Annotated in this window: 11 protein-coding genes and 1 pseudogene; 6 read left to right on the forward strand and 6 right to left on the reverse strand. The window is 57.7% G+C overall.

What is annotated here, in order from left to right:
- The first annotated feature begins 295 nt into the window (after positions 1-295).
- Positions 296-1,252 carry an RNase A-like domain-containing protein gene (locus HKD24_RS13175; protein WP_194260692.1) on the forward strand — a complete coding sequence of 319 codons (957 nt, stop codon included), beginning with the start codon at positions 296-298 and terminating at the stop codon, positions 1,250-1,252.
- A 46-nt stretch (positions 1,253-1,298) separates the two neighbouring features.
- Complete coding sequence (locus tag HKD24_RS13180; protein WP_322783322.1) at positions 1,299-1,598, forward strand: hypothetical protein; 300 nt, start codon at positions 1,299-1,301, stop codon at positions 1,596-1,598.
- An 88-nt stretch (positions 1,599-1,686) separates the two neighbouring features.
- On the opposite strand, the gene HKD24_RS13185 is transcribed toward HKD24_RS13180, so the two are convergent.
- From HKD24_RS13185 to HKD24_RS13210, 6 genes and pseudogenes are all read right to left on the reverse strand, one after another.
- Entirely contained in the window at positions 1,687-2,421 is a 735-nt protein-coding gene (locus HKD24_RS13185; RefSeq protein WP_194260694.1) for a M48 family metallopeptidase, read from the reverse strand.
- Between the two features lie 2 nt (positions 2,422-2,423).
- Positions 2,424-5,717: a type I restriction endonuclease subunit R gene (locus HKD24_RS13190; protein WP_194260695.1), complete on the reverse strand. Its 3,294-nt coding sequence runs from the start codon at positions 5,715-5,717 to the stop codon at positions 2,424-2,426.
- Between the two features lie 31 nt (positions 5,718-5,748).
- Positions 5,749-6,918: a restriction endonuclease subunit S gene (locus HKD24_RS13195; RefSeq protein WP_194260696.1), complete on the reverse strand. Its 1,170-nt coding sequence runs from the start codon at positions 6,916-6,918 to the stop codon at positions 5,749-5,751.
- Positions 6,908-7,552: pseudogene (locus HKD24_RS13200) on the reverse strand (N-6 DNA methylase); the annotation flags it as partial. The gene HKD24_RS13195 and the pseudogene HKD24_RS13200, both read right to left, overlap by 11 nt.
- The gene (locus tag HKD24_RS13205) at positions 7,533-9,380 is read right to left on the reverse strand and encodes a Hint domain-containing protein (RefSeq protein WP_322783323.1); all 1,848 of its coding nucleotides are present in this window, start codon (positions 9,378-9,380) and stop codon (positions 7,533-7,535) included. The gene HKD24_RS13205 and the pseudogene HKD24_RS13200, both read right to left, overlap by 20 nt.
- A 111-nt stretch (positions 9,381-9,491) precedes the next feature.
- Positions 9,492-10,139, reverse strand: coding sequence for a LexA family transcriptional regulator (locus tag HKD24_RS13210; RefSeq protein WP_194260698.1), 648 nt, complete (start codon positions 10,137-10,139; stop codon positions 9,492-9,494).
- Positions 10,140-10,335: 196 nt separating this feature from the next.
- Between HKD24_RS13210 and HKD24_RS13215 the strand changes: the two genes are divergently transcribed.
- From HKD24_RS13215 to HKD24_RS13230, 4 genes are all read left to right on the forward strand, one after another.
- Entirely contained in the window at positions 10,336-10,587 is a 252-nt protein-coding gene (locus HKD24_RS13215) for a hypothetical protein (RefSeq protein ID WP_194260699.1), read from the forward strand.
- Positions 10,588-10,590: 3 nt separating this feature from the next.
- Entirely contained in the window at positions 10,591-11,442 is an 852-nt protein-coding gene (locus HKD24_RS13220; RefSeq protein WP_194260700.1) for a hypothetical protein, read from the forward strand.
- A 3-nt stretch (positions 11,443-11,445) separates the two neighbouring features.
- Positions 11,446-12,423: a hypothetical protein gene (locus HKD24_RS13225; protein WP_194260701.1), complete on the forward strand. Its 978-nt coding sequence runs from the start codon at positions 11,446-11,448 to the stop codon at positions 12,421-12,423.
- A gap of 100 nt (positions 12,424-12,523) precedes the next feature.
- Entirely contained in the window at positions 12,524-15,427 is a 2,904-nt protein-coding gene (locus HKD24_RS13230; protein WP_194260702.1) for a DEAD/DEAH box helicase, read from the forward strand.
- The last annotated feature ends 148 nt before the right edge of the window (positions 15,428-15,575 follow it).

Genomic DNA, 15,575 nt, shown 5'->3' on the forward strand with positions numbered 1-15,575 from the left:
GTCGCGAGCGAAGCCTGCGATCGCTGTAGTGCTGCTCGCACGGCGTGCGTGGTCGTGGCGCTGCCATGACGTATCTGTCCCATAAGGCTTCCTTCCACTCGCGTGAAAATAATACCCCATCAAACCCCGGGACTAAACACCTAGATCGGAAGTGGATCGAACTCACTCTGAAAATTTCAATAAATTTAAGCTCGTATTTTGATGGACGCCGGTGTCTGGCGTTGGCCACTCATGCGACATGCAAAGCCTGCCCTTACCGGTGGGCTTTTTTTATGTCCGCATCACAGGATATTTTATGCCCGATACGGATCAGCATCCCGCCCTGACCTTCGTCATGAGCACACATCACCTGCTCGGCATCGTTAGGCAACATCTACCCAGTCAGGAAACAGTCATCCGCCTCGACGGGCTTGCGCGGACGGGCTTCGGCGCGGCGGAGATGGCTGGAGGCGCTGCCCTCCTCGCTGACCCAGACCCGATCTTCAGCAAGATTGGCGGCGCTGCGCTCATCGCCCATGGAATGGATACAATGGCTGCGGGAAACCGGGCCTGGACCACCGGTCAGGCTACGCCGACGATGACCGAACGAGCGGCACGGGCTGCCGCTCTAATGGCACATGCGTCACCGGTCGTAGCTGATATAACGGGGGCTGTTGCTGACGCGTTAGTCCCCACCAGTATATTGCATAAAATTGGTGCGCTTGCCGCCACATGGTCTATTCGGGTTGTCTCCGCTGATCGTGGTCATCTTAATTTCGATCATGGTGATATTGTTCCGGAGCATTTCCACTCGCCTGCTCCAGATTTCGGACAACCGACTAGACAAGATCTGCTTATACCTCATCGACAGAGCAGTCTAAATCTCGACCATCATGAGGCCCCCTCGCATAATCGCCGTGCAGGCGGACATGTTTTACTCAGACACATTGCTCTGACAAAAGAGTATATCGAAAAACGCTTCACGAAAGAGGGGCGCCCTGTCGTTTCATTTTTTACGTCGAAGCACGAGGCGGAGCGCACAATCCACCAGGTTCTGCAAGACAACGCCCATTTGATTGATAACTGGCTTAAGACAGCGCCAAAAGACGCAAAGTTTGATATTTCAAGTAGTATTTCAGGGCATGGAACTGTCGTTATCCATCAGGCCGATCGAGTGAGACGGGCAGCACGCCGCGCAGAGGTTACAATTAAGAACACTGAGCATAATGGGATGATTTACCATGTTTTCACCGTCAAACTCTTCGCACGCTGAGATTCGAGATGCATTTCCCCGGTTGTCCAATGTGGGGACCAGTTCATTGGGTGAAGATGCCGACATGTGTGGTGACACGCTGGACGAAGCAATTCAGGATGGACCACGAGGGCGTAGCCTACAGTTTAAACTTGAGACGATCCATGAGCTACAACGCCTTTTGAGTTTTTCTGACAAAGAGATTGATCGGATCACGCAGACATGGGTTCTGCTTTCGATTGATCCGATAGCGGATGTTGAGGAACCACCAAATTGGGGCCGATATTCGACTTATAGAGCTTTCTGGGAGGCGGTTCTGCGTGCCTTCGAGACCGACTCAGAAGTGCAAAAGCACGTGCATGCCTGACGTTGGCCGCCATGATGAATGGCGGCTATCAGGCCCCTGGATTCCTAAACCGGACAGACCGGTGTCCCCCCATTGCGGTCAAAGACCGCTATTTTTGCAGCATCATTTCCGCCATTCCGTCCAGCCGGACCTTATGCCGCTCCCAGTCCGGCATCACGCGCTCCAGAAGTGACCAGAAGGCTGGGCCATGATTGTGCTCCTTCAGATGACAGAACTCATGCAGAATCACGTAATCAATGCAGTCACGCGGGGCTTTGACCAGATGTGGATTCAGCGTGATAGTGCCCCCGGGTGAACAGTTGCCCCACTGGGTCCGCATTACCTGGAGCTTCAGGGCAGGGGGCGTGCTGACCCAGGGTGCTGACGGTAGCAGCGTGTTCAGACGTGTCCGAAACACCTCCTGTGCCCTCGCGAAATACCAGAGTTCCAGCAGCTTCTGAATCCGCAAGGCGTTGCGCTCCTGCACGGACACCTCCAGCCGTCCGCGCAGCATCCGCACCGTCTCTGGCGCATCAGGCTGATACTGAACCTTCAGGAGATGTCGCCGCCCCAGATAGAAGTGGCTTTCCCCGCTGACATACGCACGTGGCGTGGCGTGCTCCTGCACCGCTCGGAAGTCCCGCAGCTTCTGCCAGATCCAGCGGGTCTTCTGGTGTAGCGCCTTGCCCAGATCAGCCTCTGTTGTGCCTTCGGGAACAACCACTTGCACAGTCAGGTCTGGATGCACCTTGATGCGCAATGTCGTGCCGGGACGTGCACGGGGCAGCAGTTCCACCCGGATCTGCTCACCCCCATAGGTCACGACGCGAGTGGGAGTTTCCATGCTCAGCCACGCAGGGTATCAGCGGGTCCGGCCCGCATGATCTGAATGACCTGCTCGATGAGCTCCTGCGCCCTGTCCACGCCAAAGCCCGCTTTCTGGCCCGCGCTGAACAGAAGGGGCAGTAGCTCCTTCCTGACCGCCTTTTCCATATCCGGGCGGCTGAGCGAATTCTCTCGCACAGCTTTGTCCACGATGGTGTCGATCTCGAACGCCAGATCAATCCAGCGCTGGTTCTCTGCGTCTGTCTGTTCGGAATTGATGGCCGCCAGCGTTTTCAGGAACACACCATAATAGGCCTGCGCATGCCGGTGCCCATCAAAAACAGACGGAATATTGTCCAGCTTGCGGTTGGCCACCTGTTCCTCAAATTCCTGAAACAGCATGAACTGCTTGAGGGGATGGTCGAACAGGCTCTCGGCTTCTTCAATCACCTTGCGCAGCAGGGCCGAGAAGGCTTCCTTCGCATACGGGTCATCCTGCATCTCGTGGTCGATCATTTTCGTCACACGGGTGCGGATCAGATCCGTCTCGTTGCGGGTTTTCTCCTCGCTCCAGGTCTCCGGCTGGTTGTCTTCGGGCTTCTGACCCATTTTGCCCACGGCATAGAGCCCCTGGGAGTCATGGACTTTCACCCCCGCCACATGCCGGTCCAGCAGCTTCTTCACCTGCTCGGCATACTGGTCAAAGTCCACGGTTTCACCGGTATCCTGCATCACGATCTGACGCAGGCTGGTCAGTTGCTTCAACGTCTCCTTGTAGGTGGCGCGGTCCTTTTCCGTGAAGCTGGTGTCTTCAAAGAACGCCACGGATTGCAACGCCACCTTCAGGCAGGCGGCAAACTTCGTCAGCGCCTCATAGAAGTCATCCCGGCGCTTGAGGTTCACGTCCACCATCTGGCCGTGTTCCTCCACCATGCGGGGCATCAGCACGGCGCGCAGCTGCTGGAGGTCGCTCCTGTTCTTCACACCCTCAAAAATGGCCCACAGCGCTTTGTGCAGGGCCGAGAGTTCGCGGTATTCCGTGCTCATCTGGCTATACAGCCCGGCAATATCCTTCGGGTCATACCCGCCAACATTGTCGGCCGCCAATTCGTCATACCGGGCCAGGGTGGTGTCCAGTTCTGCCAGAATGCCGCGATAGTCGATCAGCAACCCGTGCTTTTTCTGGTCATGCAGCCGGTTCACGCGGGCAATGGCCTGAAGCAGATTGTGTTGCTTCAGCGGCTTGTCGATATAGAGCACCGCGTTCTTCGGTTCATCAAAGCCAGTCAGCAGCTTGTCCACCACGATGATCAGCCTGAGGTCCGGATCCTTCTCGAAGCGTTCAATGACGCCGCGTGTGTAGTCATCCTCGCTCTGACTGCCGACATTCTCCTTCCACCAGTCCTGAATCTCGGGCTGTTTGCGCTCATCCACTTCTGTATGGCCTTCGCGCGTATCGGGCGGGCTCATGACGATGGCGCTCTCGAACAGACCGACCTCGTCCAGATACTGCTTGTAGCGGATGGCGGAAAGCTTGCTGTCACAGGCCAGCATGCCCTTCAGGCCACTGTCGATATTGCTGTCAAAGTGCGTGGCCAGATCCATGGCGATCAGCCGGATGCGGTCGTCCGCCTTGTAGACCTGATTGGCGCGGGCAAAGCGCTTCTTGAGGTCCGTGACCTGCTCCTCGGTCAGCCCCTGTGTGATGCGTTCAAACCAGGCATCAATGGCCCGGTCGTTCACATCCAGATCGGGCTTGCGTTCCTCATAGAGCAGGGGCGTCACGGTCCCGTCCGCCACGGCCTGCTGCATGGTGTAGGAGTGGATGATTTTGCCAAAGCGGCCGGTGGTCTCGCTGCCCTTGAGCAGCGGTGTGCCGGTAAAGGCAATGAAGGCGGCATTGGGCAAAGCGTGCTTCATGCGGGCATGGTTCTCACCGCCCTGACTGCGATGGCCTTCATCCACCAGCACGATGATGTCCGCGCTGTCATTATGGCATTCGGGATAGCCGGTGGCGGTGTGGAACTTGTTGATGAGGGAGAAGATGATGCGCTCCTGCCCATGCCCGATCTGCTGCGCCAGACGGCGGCCAGAGGTGGCCAGTGCCTCTTCCCTGTCCTTTTTGTCCGCCAGTTCGCCGCCGGTGGAGAAGGTGGTGCTCAGCTGGCGTTCCAGATCCTTGCGGTCTGTCACCACCAGAATGCGGCACTGTTTGAGATCCTCATCCAGAATGAGGGCGCGGCTGAGGAACACCATGGTAAAGGACTTGCCGGACCCCGTGGTGTGCCAGACCACGCCGCCCTCACGCCCGCCGTCACTGCGGCGGGACTCGATGCGTTCTAGCAGACGCTTGATGCCGAAAACCTGCTGATAGCGGGCGACGATCTTGCCTGCCTTGCGATCGACCAGCGTGAAGAACCGCGCCATGTCCAACAGGCGCTCGGGCGAGAGCAGGCCGATCAGCAGCCGGTCCTGATCCGTGACATGCAGCGGGCGGGAGGCCCAGTCCTCGAACCATGCCCGGTCTGACGCCTTCCGCTCGGCAAACAGCGCGTCTTTCTGGGCTGACGAGAGAGGCGTGTTCTTGAGCGCCTCCATCCGGCTTTCGGGAATGTCTTCTTCCTTCCAGCTGGCCCAGAACTTTTTGGGGGTGCCGCAGGTGCCATAGCGCCCGTCATGCCCGGTGATGGAGAGCAGAAGCTGGCTGTAGGCAAAAAGCTGGGGGATTTCGCCCTTGTTCTGGTTGCGAATGCTCTGGGAAATCCCGGCCTCCACGGTCGGGCCTTTGCCCGGCTGACCATCGGGGCGCTTGGCCTCGATCACCGCCAGCGGAATACCATTGACGAAGCAGACGATGTCCGGCCTGCGCGTCTGTGTCAGATCCGTGCGCAGGACGCTGTATTCTTCGGTGAAGGTAAAGCTGTTGTTCTCCGGGTTCTGCCAGTCGATCAGCGCGATGGTCGGGTTGGCCTTGCGCCCGTTGATGAACTCGGTAATGGCGATGCCGAACAGCAGATGCGTGGTCATCTTGTCATTGGCATCGCGCAGGCCGGAGACGAAATCCGGATGCGTGACGTGGGAGACCAGTGTGTTGATCGCCTGATCGGACAGACTGTGTTCCTGCCCTTCAAACGTAAAGCGCCGCTTTTTCAGTTCTGCCCGCAGGAGTGTGTCCAGCACCACGGCGTCCTGTTTGCCACCCCGCAACGCCAGTGCCTCGGATGGGGGCAGAAACCGCCAGCCGAGCGTGCTGAGCAGGGCCAGGGCGGGCAGTTTGGCGCTGTATTCTTCCTGAAATTTCGGGGCGGGAGCCATGGTGTTCAACTATCCTGTGTGCTGAAATATCTTAATCGACCGTCACGCGGCGCTTGCCCGTCAGAAGTTGCTGCATCAGGGCTTTCTTTTCCTGACGCAGGCGCGAGAGATCGGATTCTAGGGCTGTGATTTCTTCGTCCGCTGCGCTCAGAACCGCAGCGATGGCTTTCTGTTCGGGGATGGGGGGCGCATGACAGGTAAGATTTAGGAAAGTTTTCTGATTTAGACGTTTTGAACCTGTTCCTGTCATCTTTGTTTCAAGAGTATGATGTATATTCTCGCGAGAAAAGTAATAGAAGAACCATGCAGGGCATACATTGGGCAGAAAATCAAAACATGGAATATCTTGAGATGTTTCAAATCCGTCTAGATTTTTTGGAATTATACCAAAAGCTCCTTTGTGTATATTCTGCTTTCCGTAAATAAATTGTCCGGCCTTTCTGGCGAAGTAATTTGTTGCATCAATAGATTCAGTTCCACGTACCTCACGTTTTTCAACGCCGTTAAGACTAAGGCGGACTGTAATGCGTTTTTTAGGGTCTGGTTGTGGAGATGGAATTACGCTTTCCTGAAGGAAAGCTTTTAATTTTAAAGTTCTCCACTTCCCTGTGAACCCCGGCAGGCGTTTTTTGCCTGTGAGGAGTTGTTGCATGAGGGCTTTTTTCTGCTGCTGGCTGTTGGCCAGAAGCTTCTCTGTTCCCTCAATCGCACGATCCCACGTCGAGAGGATCGCCGCGATCTTCTTCTGTTCGGGGAGAGGAGGAAGATTAATAGTAATACTTGAAAAAGTACTTTTATTTATAATAGGTAATGCCTGTTTTCCTGCGAGCAAGGAAATTTCATCAGAAATAAAGTCTAGATAATAGAAAGCAAAATCATCATTTAATCTATCATGAGGAGAAACGGAATTAATCTGCTGATTGGTGACAACATCTTTTCCTGCTATGCTGAGTTTGCCAACGGTTGAGCCGATACAAGTAAAAAGGGAAGATCCTGCCCTTACAACTCGGGAGACCTCAGCCCCTTTGTGGCTCAAGTATTTGTTTGTTTTGAATACATATTTTCCTATTCCAAGATCTGATGGAGATACGAAAGGGATATTCCCGCCGTAATATTCTTTATTTTTCGGGCTTGGCGTATTCCCAGTAGTAATCACGGAAACGTTTTTAAGTTTCTCTTTCTTCCACCCATCAGGAAGCATAACCCAGCTCCTTCAGATAAGCGTCCATCTGGGCTTCCAGCTTGGCCAGTTCCGCCTTGATCTCCGCCCGTTCCGTGCGCACGGCGTTCAGGTCGATTTCCGCTTCTTCCTCAAACGTATCGACGTAACGCGGAATGTTCAGGTTGTAGTCGTTCTCTTTAATCTCGTCCGGCGTGGCGAGGTGGGCGTATTTGTCCACGTCCTTGCGGGCGCGGTAGGTGTCCACAATCTTCGTGATGTTGTCTTCAGTTAGCACGTTCTGGTTCTTGCCCGCCCTGAATTCCCGGCTGGCGTCAATGAACAGCACGTCCTTCGTCTTGCGGTCCTTGCGGAAGATCAGGATGGCAGCGGGGATGCCCGTGCCGAAGAACAGCTTTTCCGGCAGGCCAATCACGGCATCCAGCAGGTTTTCCTCAATCAGCTTCTGACGGATCTTTCCTTCCGAACTGCCCCGGAACAGCACGCCATGCGGCACAACCACGCCCATGCGGCCAGTGCGGTCTTTCAGGGTGCTGATCATGTGCAGGATAAAGGCGTAATCGCCCTTGGTCTTGGGCGGTACGCCACGGGCGAAGCGGTGATGCACGTCCTGCTCCGCCTCGTCATGGCCCCATTTATCGAGGCTGAACGGCGGGAATCGTCCCGTTCGCCACGACCTGTATGGCGACTGACTCTTCGGGCTGCGCAGGATCAGAAATCCAGCCACAGATCCGGTCGCGAGAGGCGCTGTCGATATAGCCGCGCATCGTAGTCGACGATGCCGGCACTGCTGATTGCGCAATGAGCGGCTCACGGGCAGCCTGCTGGTCCAGAACCCATGGCGTGTGGCCGAGCAGGTTTCGCGGTCTGCCTGGGTCGCCCGCCAGACCAATCTCGATGACATGGCGTGCGTCGGGAGCGAGGCCGCCCCGCACAACAAAACAGAAACCACAGTCGGTCCCGACATCCGGACGAGGACTATCGGCCACAACTTCGCCAATAGCGATCCCATTATCATACAGGGACAAACGCAATGGCTCTTCCGACTGAGGGTGTCTGGCCCAACCCCGGATGACAGTTCGCGTCACCTCGTCGAGATAGCCTTCGACGATGCCACATGAGGCTGGAGCTGGCGTTATCCCTGCCTCGGCGTTCAGGCGTGCGCGAACGGTTTCAAGAATGGGCCCTTCTTCGATCCGGGGCACACAGTAGGCTGCCGGAAGTGGGGCTGCATCCGGATAGAGTTTTTTGAACTCGGCAGCGTTGTGAAACATGTTCCGGCTGTCATCATCAACGAAACTTTCCGAAGGCGCCCCTTCAGCCAGAAGGATATCGTGCGTTTCCAGTTCAATGTGGAAATAGGTGACCTGATCGATGCGCTCCACCTGAAGAATGCTGATCCCGTTGATAAGGCAGACCGCCGGTATGAGCACGCCCTCCAGAGCCATCGCATGCAGCGGGGAGACCGACAGGTCCCGTCGCGGCAGGCCGTCACTCAGCGCTCCCGCCCGGATGACGATCGGCAGGACATTCTTATTCCCCCTGACAAACTGGCCAGAATACGAACGATGCCCGATCCAGCGGATGGGGCGCAGGGCACCCGAAGCGGTTCGCACCCGATCGCCGATGGCGAGATCTTCCACAGCGATCTCGCCCCGTTCAGTCTCAATCAACGTGCCCCGGCAGAAGCAGGGCGTGCCGTCATCCGGCTCCAGAGTGGCGATCGTGCCCCCGGCTCCGTCATTGCTGAGGACGAAATGCTCTCCGGCGTAATCGCCATTGAGCGAGACGGAACTCGATACGCTTCCTTCGGTCAGGGTCAGAACCGGATCGCCTTCAAGCGTTGCACTGCCATCTGACTGGAAGGCCATGCCGCTGAAATCGATACTGCCACCGTTCTGGATCGTTACGCCTCCTGCAGATGATATATTAGAGGCGTTAATTATCCCGCCACTGGCGACCGTTACGCTCTCGATCACCCCCCCTTCGCCGGGGCGGATGCCAAACGTGCCGCCGGGGCCAACGGTCAGGTTTTTGACGACCCCGGTGGAGTCCACCTCGATGCCACCGCCATTGCTCACGGTGACATTGTCTGCCGCAGCGGCGATCTCGATATACCCGCTACTGGTCACCAGAACATCGTTGATGGAGCCGCTATTGACGATGCCCCAGCCCTGATTTTCGACCGTCAGATCCGTAATCGTGCCGCCGTCGACCTCGAAATAACCGTTTTCATCCCAGTCGCCGGTGACCGTCACGCCGGAAGCAACGCCGCCGGCATCAACGGTCAGATCGCCCTTGTCGACCAGTGTATTAACGGCCAGTCCGCCGTCTTCGACAAAGAGTTCACCGCCATCGCCCAGCTCGGTGTCCGTCCACACGGCACCATTACCGATGGAGACATCCGAGCTGACCAGATGGACGCCTGACGAGGACGGCGACGTGATATCCGCAGAATCCGACATGATGGCGCTCCTGAGCATGGCCGCGCAGCAGGCGGCTTTTGTCAGGATATTATATGCGATATTTCGCAATAACAAGCGGATAATTTACTATTTATATAAACGATTTTCCGTTGAGCGCTGCGCCAGAGTTTAACCGCGCGGCAAGCCTCCCGACCAGACGACTTCGCCCACGACATCCAGACCTGCGGCTTCTGCGGTCTGAAGCTCCTGTGGCGGATAGCGATCGTTGTCCGCGAGAGCCCGGATTCCGCCCCCCAGCCGACGCTCCAGACGGCGCAGCAGGATGTCGCCCTCAACCCGCAGCGCGAAGATGGCACCGCCCTGAACCGCGCGGGCATCGGTATCCACGATGACGAGATCGCCTTCGCGCAAGGTCGGCGCCATGGCGTCACCCGAGACGTTGATGAGGCGGAGTGTTGCCGGGTCACGCGGGAGTGCTGCTTCCAGCCAGGATTTGCCAACGCGCAGACCTTCGTCCGGCTGAGGCGACAGCCAGGGGATTACGACCTGATGACCACCACGCACTGGAGCCGATGATTCACCATCCGCGTCGAGACCAGCCCCCACACCAAAGGCCAACCAGTCCAGCGAGACTCCGCAGGCGCGGGCGAGAGACGCCACGGCGGAGAGTTTCATCTCACTGCCATTCATGTAATCCCGAAGCGTCGTGTAAGGCACGCCGGCCGCCTTGGCGGCATGGGTGATGCCAATACTCTGGGCGGCGTGCCGAAGACGCTCGCCACGTTCGCGGAGCAGGCGGGCCTGATCATCAGACATGCGACGGCGCCTCGGTCTGGAACGAATGGTCACAGGCAATCTCTCTTCCGTGATATGGAAAAGTGACTCCTAAGCGAAAATACGCTTGTATGTATATGCGGATATACGTATATATTTGCATCGTAGTGTGAAGCGGGTCTCCGTTGATCCTGGACCCAATCTCGCATGAACCATGTGTTCTGTCGAAGGGTTTGTCATGACTGACGAGGTTCGTTCGCTGTCTCCCGCTCCCATCCGCGATCCCAGACTGGAGGAACTGCATGCAGGCCTGCATGACGTCATCCGTCTACTGGAACTGGAGCATCACCTCCTGCGCGGTCGCCTTGATACGCTGAAAGCCGATAGTGAAGGGGCCCAGCTTCTTGAGGGCATCATCGTACTGGGCGGTGTCCTGAACCGGAAACTGACCCATCTGCTGGGCCTGTGCCGCGATGTGGGAGGGCTGTAACGCATGAGCATGCTGCGTTCCCTTGCCGTAACGCTTTCCCGGCTACCGCGTGTCGCGCAGATCGGTGGCGGTGTCGCAGTCCTCGCAGTGGTCGGGGCTGGCATATCCTCGTTCAGTGGCGGATCTGGTGACAGAGCTGCGATCCGTGCGGTTCTGGTAGCCCATCAGGCGACCGACACGCGTTCCTGTCTGACGTTCCGCTTTGCGCCGGGACTGAATTTCGAGAGCTGGGCCGGTCGGCAGTTCTGGATGGCATCGACGCCCTGGACGGCCCCCGATCGCCATCCGTTCATTTTCTATGCCGGTCCTGCTGACGATACAGCACCGGAGATCGTCACCGATCTGACACATCGGGGTGTGCTTGAACGTCATCTTGTGCCGGTCAGCTTTCTTTCCGGTGGTGTGGCCTCGGCCGCGATTTACACGACCCCGCGCAACGATCCCGATTTCAGCTACGAGCTTGTGCAACCGAATTTCATGGCGCGGGGCAGTCCGCTGGGGACGCTGGCCTGGCCGAACAGCGTGTCGGTCGCGCGAGGCAATGGTCCGCAGCAGTCACTCTATCTGCTGCATCCCTATCTGATCAGTCAGGTCAGTGGCGTCTGCGTGGGGCTGCATCTTACCACCATCACCGACATCAAACCCCATGACAGGGACTGGGCCGGGCGGGATGTCATGACCGCCACGGCTGTCTACCGGAGTGATGGTCTGAAGGACTGGATGCAGTCACCTGTGTTCCGCAGGACGATCGGGTCCTTTCAGGATTTGGAAAACGGCAAGGATATTCGCCATCGGCTTGTTTTCCATCGGGGACCGAAGGGTCTGGAGCTGGTCGGTAATCAGGAGGAGCAATAGATCATGCGTTTCTGGGTCATGAAATCCTTGCTGGCCGCACCGCTGCTGGCGGCGCTGGTCACAACCGCCCTGACCGGCGCTTCCGTCCCGTCTGCCTGTGCGGCGTCGGACGACCGCAAGGCCGCGCAGGCGGCCGATGATATTCTGGCAACGCTGCGGGCCCAGCCGGGTGACCGGGGCGATCTGGAGGAGGGGAACAGCCGTCGCGTGTGTCTCCGGCTGGGAGGCGATGCCATCCATAGTGAGGCGGCGTGGCCCATGTCAGCCGTCATCGCCAGTAGATACACGGCGGGCGTCGAGCCGGGTGCGGTCTATAATATTGGCACCACCGGCGTTCTGCTCGGCGACGGTCCGCGTGGCATGGAACCGACACCGTTCGTACAGGCGCTGATGGCGGCGGGCGTGGTGCGGCGCGTACCAGTGACCTGGGTTGTTCACACGACCCATCCCGGCACGCCCACGGCAGCACAACTGGGGTTGCACGACCTGGACGACAGCTCGGAGCCCAGACCATCGGAACCGCTGCCAGCCAATGTCGAAGCGACGATGCGCTTTGACGGTGATCTGTTCCTGGGTTCCGGTCCGGAGATCGTCGGGCATTTTGAAATCCCGCCTGATGAGCGGGGTCATATAGGGGCGGTGAGCATTCCGCCGCTGCTCGCGACCACATCGCCCCCGTCCGGTGTCACCTCGGCATCGCGTTACTGCTACGCGCTCGCGCCGCAGCGGGTGCTGGAATTCGGACCACTCCAGACCGTTGAGCCCGGACATCAGCGGATCACGGTCGCTGTGCTGGTGACGCCTGAACAGGTGCCAAACTGGGCCAGCGATCCGCGTGTTCTGGAAGTCTTTGCCCCGCAGTTCATTCGCCCGCAGCAGGTGTTTCTGGCGACATTCGACAATTTCGGGGACGGCTGGAAAAAATTCGGCCTGACCTTCGCAAAGGATCTCGCGGAAACAGGCCATTATGTCGGGGAGTGAAAAATCGGTCAGGAGCTGAAAAGAGTAACGATTTTTCTTGTGTTCGGAATCAGCAACGCAGCACGATAAATCAGTTACTGTTTTTGCCGGTGATTCGCCAATGGCATCCAATCCGATCCTGGTCAGGCTTCCTCAGGAGCTTGACGATCTGCTGAATGAAAAGCGTGGCACGCAGACGCGGGCGGCGTTTCTTACGGCGGCTCTCGCCCGGTATCTTGGGGTGGATGACGCGGCTGCCCGTATTCCCAAACGTGGTCGGCCTCGCAAGAAGGTTACATCGTTTTCGCCAGAAGATCCGCCTGCGCCAGAAGAAATGGTGCCCGCTGAAACCATCGAAATCCCTGATATTGCCAGTCTGCGGACCGTCTCCTGGAAAGAGATCACCGACTCGTTTCCCTGGTATATCGGGCAGGATGCGCGGCGGACGCTGTATGTTTCCGATGATGGCAGCTTTGTGTGGTTCTCGAAGGAGGAACGCTACGAGTCAACGGGAACGGCCATCGTCGACATCATCAAGAAGCACGGGGGATACTGGGATCGCGATATCGGAGGGTCTATAGCGTCACCGGACGTTCTCAAGGCCGTGAAAGCCCGGGCTCTGAGAGCGCGACCGGCATGGTCCATCAGGCCCATGCGTGAAAGGGACACAGACCGACCGTTTCAGATCGAAGTCGTGGAGATTGCCAGGGGCTGGGCACTGATCCGTTTTGATCGCCCCACTCTTGTCGCTGCGGGCGGCGCGGCACGGACAGAGATGATCAGACTTGTCGGGGCGATGGAGACATCAACCCCGTCTCCCTGGTGCCATGATTTTCAGGACGAGGAGTGTCTTGTCAGCCTCCCGGTGCCGATGACAACAGCCAGAAAACTGGTGAAAAACTGGAATAGTTTGCATCCCGTCGAGACGAAAGCCACTGTGTCGGATCGCGCGCAGCAGAACGCATGGCGTAACCAGCCGGTGTGCATTGAGCGTGATACCGGCCTTGTCCATGTCACCGTTGCTCTGGCCAATCCTCTTCATCGTATTCTGCTGGCATCGACGAGTGGGCGAGTGCGTCCCGGTACGCCTGTGGGGCCGACGGCCACAGTAACGGGTAACATGTGGGCGGAGATTGCAAAGACATTTGCTGCTATGAAGGTCGCTGTGCGGGAGCATCGTAAGACGACCTCCCGTTTCGATCCGAAAATTGCAAATCTCTCTGCGATACCGGGTTGGGAGAAGCCCGCAGAAAACAGTTACAGATTTTTTGCGCATCAGCAGGACGGCATCCGGTTCCTGCTCGATCGGGAGATGCGGGGTATTCTGGGTGACGAGATGGGATTGGGGAAGACGGGAACTGCCATTGGTGCTGCCGTGGGGTGCAGGGCACAGCGTGTTCTCGTTGTTGCACCCGCGAATGCCCGGTGGGTGTGGGACCGGGAAATCAGAGGCTGGTCCGGAACAGACCGCATTTTTCATGTCGAGGAATCTCTTCAGGATCTGACGGATCTGCCCGATGCCGGGTGGGCAATCGTAACCTATGATGTTCTGACCGCCCGGAGCAGAAAGTTTACGCCACCGGACGCTGCAACGGCGAGTTGGCTTCGGGCGAAGCTGCGGGAAGCTGGTCATTATCGGGTTCGTGCAGCAGCCGAGATGCCGGGTAAGGACAGGAAAAGTGCCAGCCAGCTGGCCGCAGAAGAGGGACGCGATGAGGGTGATGGCAAGTTCACGCCTTTTCATTTTGATGCGCGGATCAATCCCGAGATTGGAAATGTGTTACGCAATTTGGTGATGCCAGCGGGCCGGGGGATCAGCAGCCAGACGATGACGCTCCTGCATCGGATGGGCCGACGCCTGTCTTCCGAAATGCTGCATGCTCTGATGGCGTGGGAACCCGACGTGGTTTTTGCAGACGAGGCTCATCGTATCAAGAACAGGGATGCCGGGCGTACCCGAGCCGTTCGGACCCTTATCGAGGATCGCTCAAGGGGTGCGGTTCTCCTGACCGGCACCCCTCTGCGCAACCATGGCGGAGAGGGTGCCAGCCTGATCGAGGCCATTCTTCCCGGTGCCAGTGACCGCCTCGCAGGAACACTGGCCCAGGGTCACCGGCGTTCGGACCGAAATGCTGCGCAGGATGCAGCGGTAGCGGAAATCTTCAAAACGATCATGGTCAGACGGCTCAAGGCTGATGTGCTCGATCTGCCGGACAAGATCCGGCAATGGGTGGAGATCGCACCGCAAGGGGAAGCCCTGTGGCACTATGACGAGGTCATGGACCAGATCTTGCAGACTGTTGGGCGGGAAATTGCAGGCGGTGCCACGTCAGGCGGCATCGCAAAGGCTATCATGGGTTTACTCTCGTCCGCCCGCAAATGGCTGGGTCTTGCCAAGGTTGCCAATCCAGGCACGGTGGATCTGATTGATGATGTGGTCGAGGCCAAGGGAGCGTGTCTGGTCTTCGCGCATCATCGTGCCGTGATCGCGGAACTGGAAAAACAGCTTCGCAAACGGGGGCGATCCATTGTGACGGTCCATGGCGAGACGCCTGATCGTGAGCGTGCGGACGCAGAGCAAATGTTTCAAGAAGGAAAGGTCGAGATCTTTCTGGGTTCGATCAATGCCGCGGGTGAGGCTCTGACCCTGCATCGTGCTGATACCTGTGTGTTTGTGGAGCTCGACTGGGTTCCAGCGGCGATGCATCAGGCCGAGGATCGCGGACACCGGGCAGGTCAGACGGCGAAAGGCTATCACATCATCAGTCTTCTGGCGCATATGCCGGACAGGCAGAATCTGGACGAGTATGTTGCCAAGGTGCTGATTGAAAAACTCGCCAACATCAACACGATCCTCGACGAAAAGGCTGGTATTGCCGGCAGGCGCATCGAGGGGACGGATGCCAGTGTACGAAGCCGTGTGATCGCCGCCCTGATGTCTGAAGCCCAGCGGACGGACGTTGCAAAGAACACCCAGGTCGCGGCCGCGCGGAAGCGGGCACGCCAGCGCTCCAAAAAACAGTAACGCTTTTCAGACTGATACGATCAGTTCGAATCTATAACGGCTTAAGCTGGTATTTTTCAGAAACGAGTCTTGTGAGCCCTGGCAGAGTTAACGGTGTAGTATTTTTCTGTCTGTTTTTATTGTGTGATCTGATCCTGATTTTTCCGGG

The sequence above is a fragment of the Gluconobacter vitians genome (assembly GCF_015244565.1).
Taxonomy (GTDB): Bacteria; Pseudomonadota; Alphaproteobacteria; order Acetobacterales; family Acetobacteraceae; genus Gluconobacter; species Gluconobacter vitians.

What these genes read in the sequence shown, in the direction of transcription:
- HKD24_RS13175 (WP_194260692.1), top strand. Translation starts at nt 296, where the DNA reads ATGCCCGATACGGATCAGCATCCCGCCCTGACCTTCGTCATGAGCACA.
- HKD24_RS13185 (WP_194260694.1), bottom strand. Translation starts at nt 2,421, where the DNA reads ATGGAAACTCCCACTCGCGTCGTGACCTATGGGGGTGAGCAGATCCGG.
- HKD24_RS13190 (WP_194260695.1), bottom strand. Translation starts at nt 5,717, where the DNA reads ATGGCTCCCGCCCCGAAATTTCAGGAAGAATACAGCGCCAAACTGCCC.
- HKD24_RS13195 (WP_194260696.1), bottom strand. Translation starts at nt 6,918, where the DNA reads ATGCTTCCTGATGGGTGGAAGAAAGAGAAACTTAAAAACGTTTCCGTG.
- HKD24_RS13205 (WP_322783323.1), bottom strand. Translation starts at nt 9,380, where the DNA reads ATGCTCAGGAGCGCCATCATGTCGGATTCTGCGGATATCACGTCGCCG.
- HKD24_RS13210 (WP_194260698.1), bottom strand. Translation starts at nt 10,139, where the DNA reads ATGTCTGATGATCAGGCCCGCCTGCTCCGCGAACGTGGCGAGCGTCTT.
- HKD24_RS13215 (WP_194260699.1), top strand. Translation starts at nt 10,336, where the DNA reads ATGACTGACGAGGTTCGTTCGCTGTCTCCCGCTCCCATCCGCGATCCC.
- HKD24_RS13220 (WP_194260700.1), top strand. Translation starts at nt 10,591, where the DNA reads ATGAGCATGCTGCGTTCCCTTGCCGTAACGCTTTCCCGGCTACCGCGT.
- HKD24_RS13225 (WP_194260701.1), top strand. Translation starts at nt 11,446, where the DNA reads ATGCGTTTCTGGGTCATGAAATCCTTGCTGGCCGCACCGCTGCTGGCG.
- HKD24_RS13230 (WP_194260702.1), top strand. Translation starts at nt 12,524, where the DNA reads ATGGCATCCAATCCGATCCTGGTCAGGCTTCCTCAGGAGCTTGACGAT.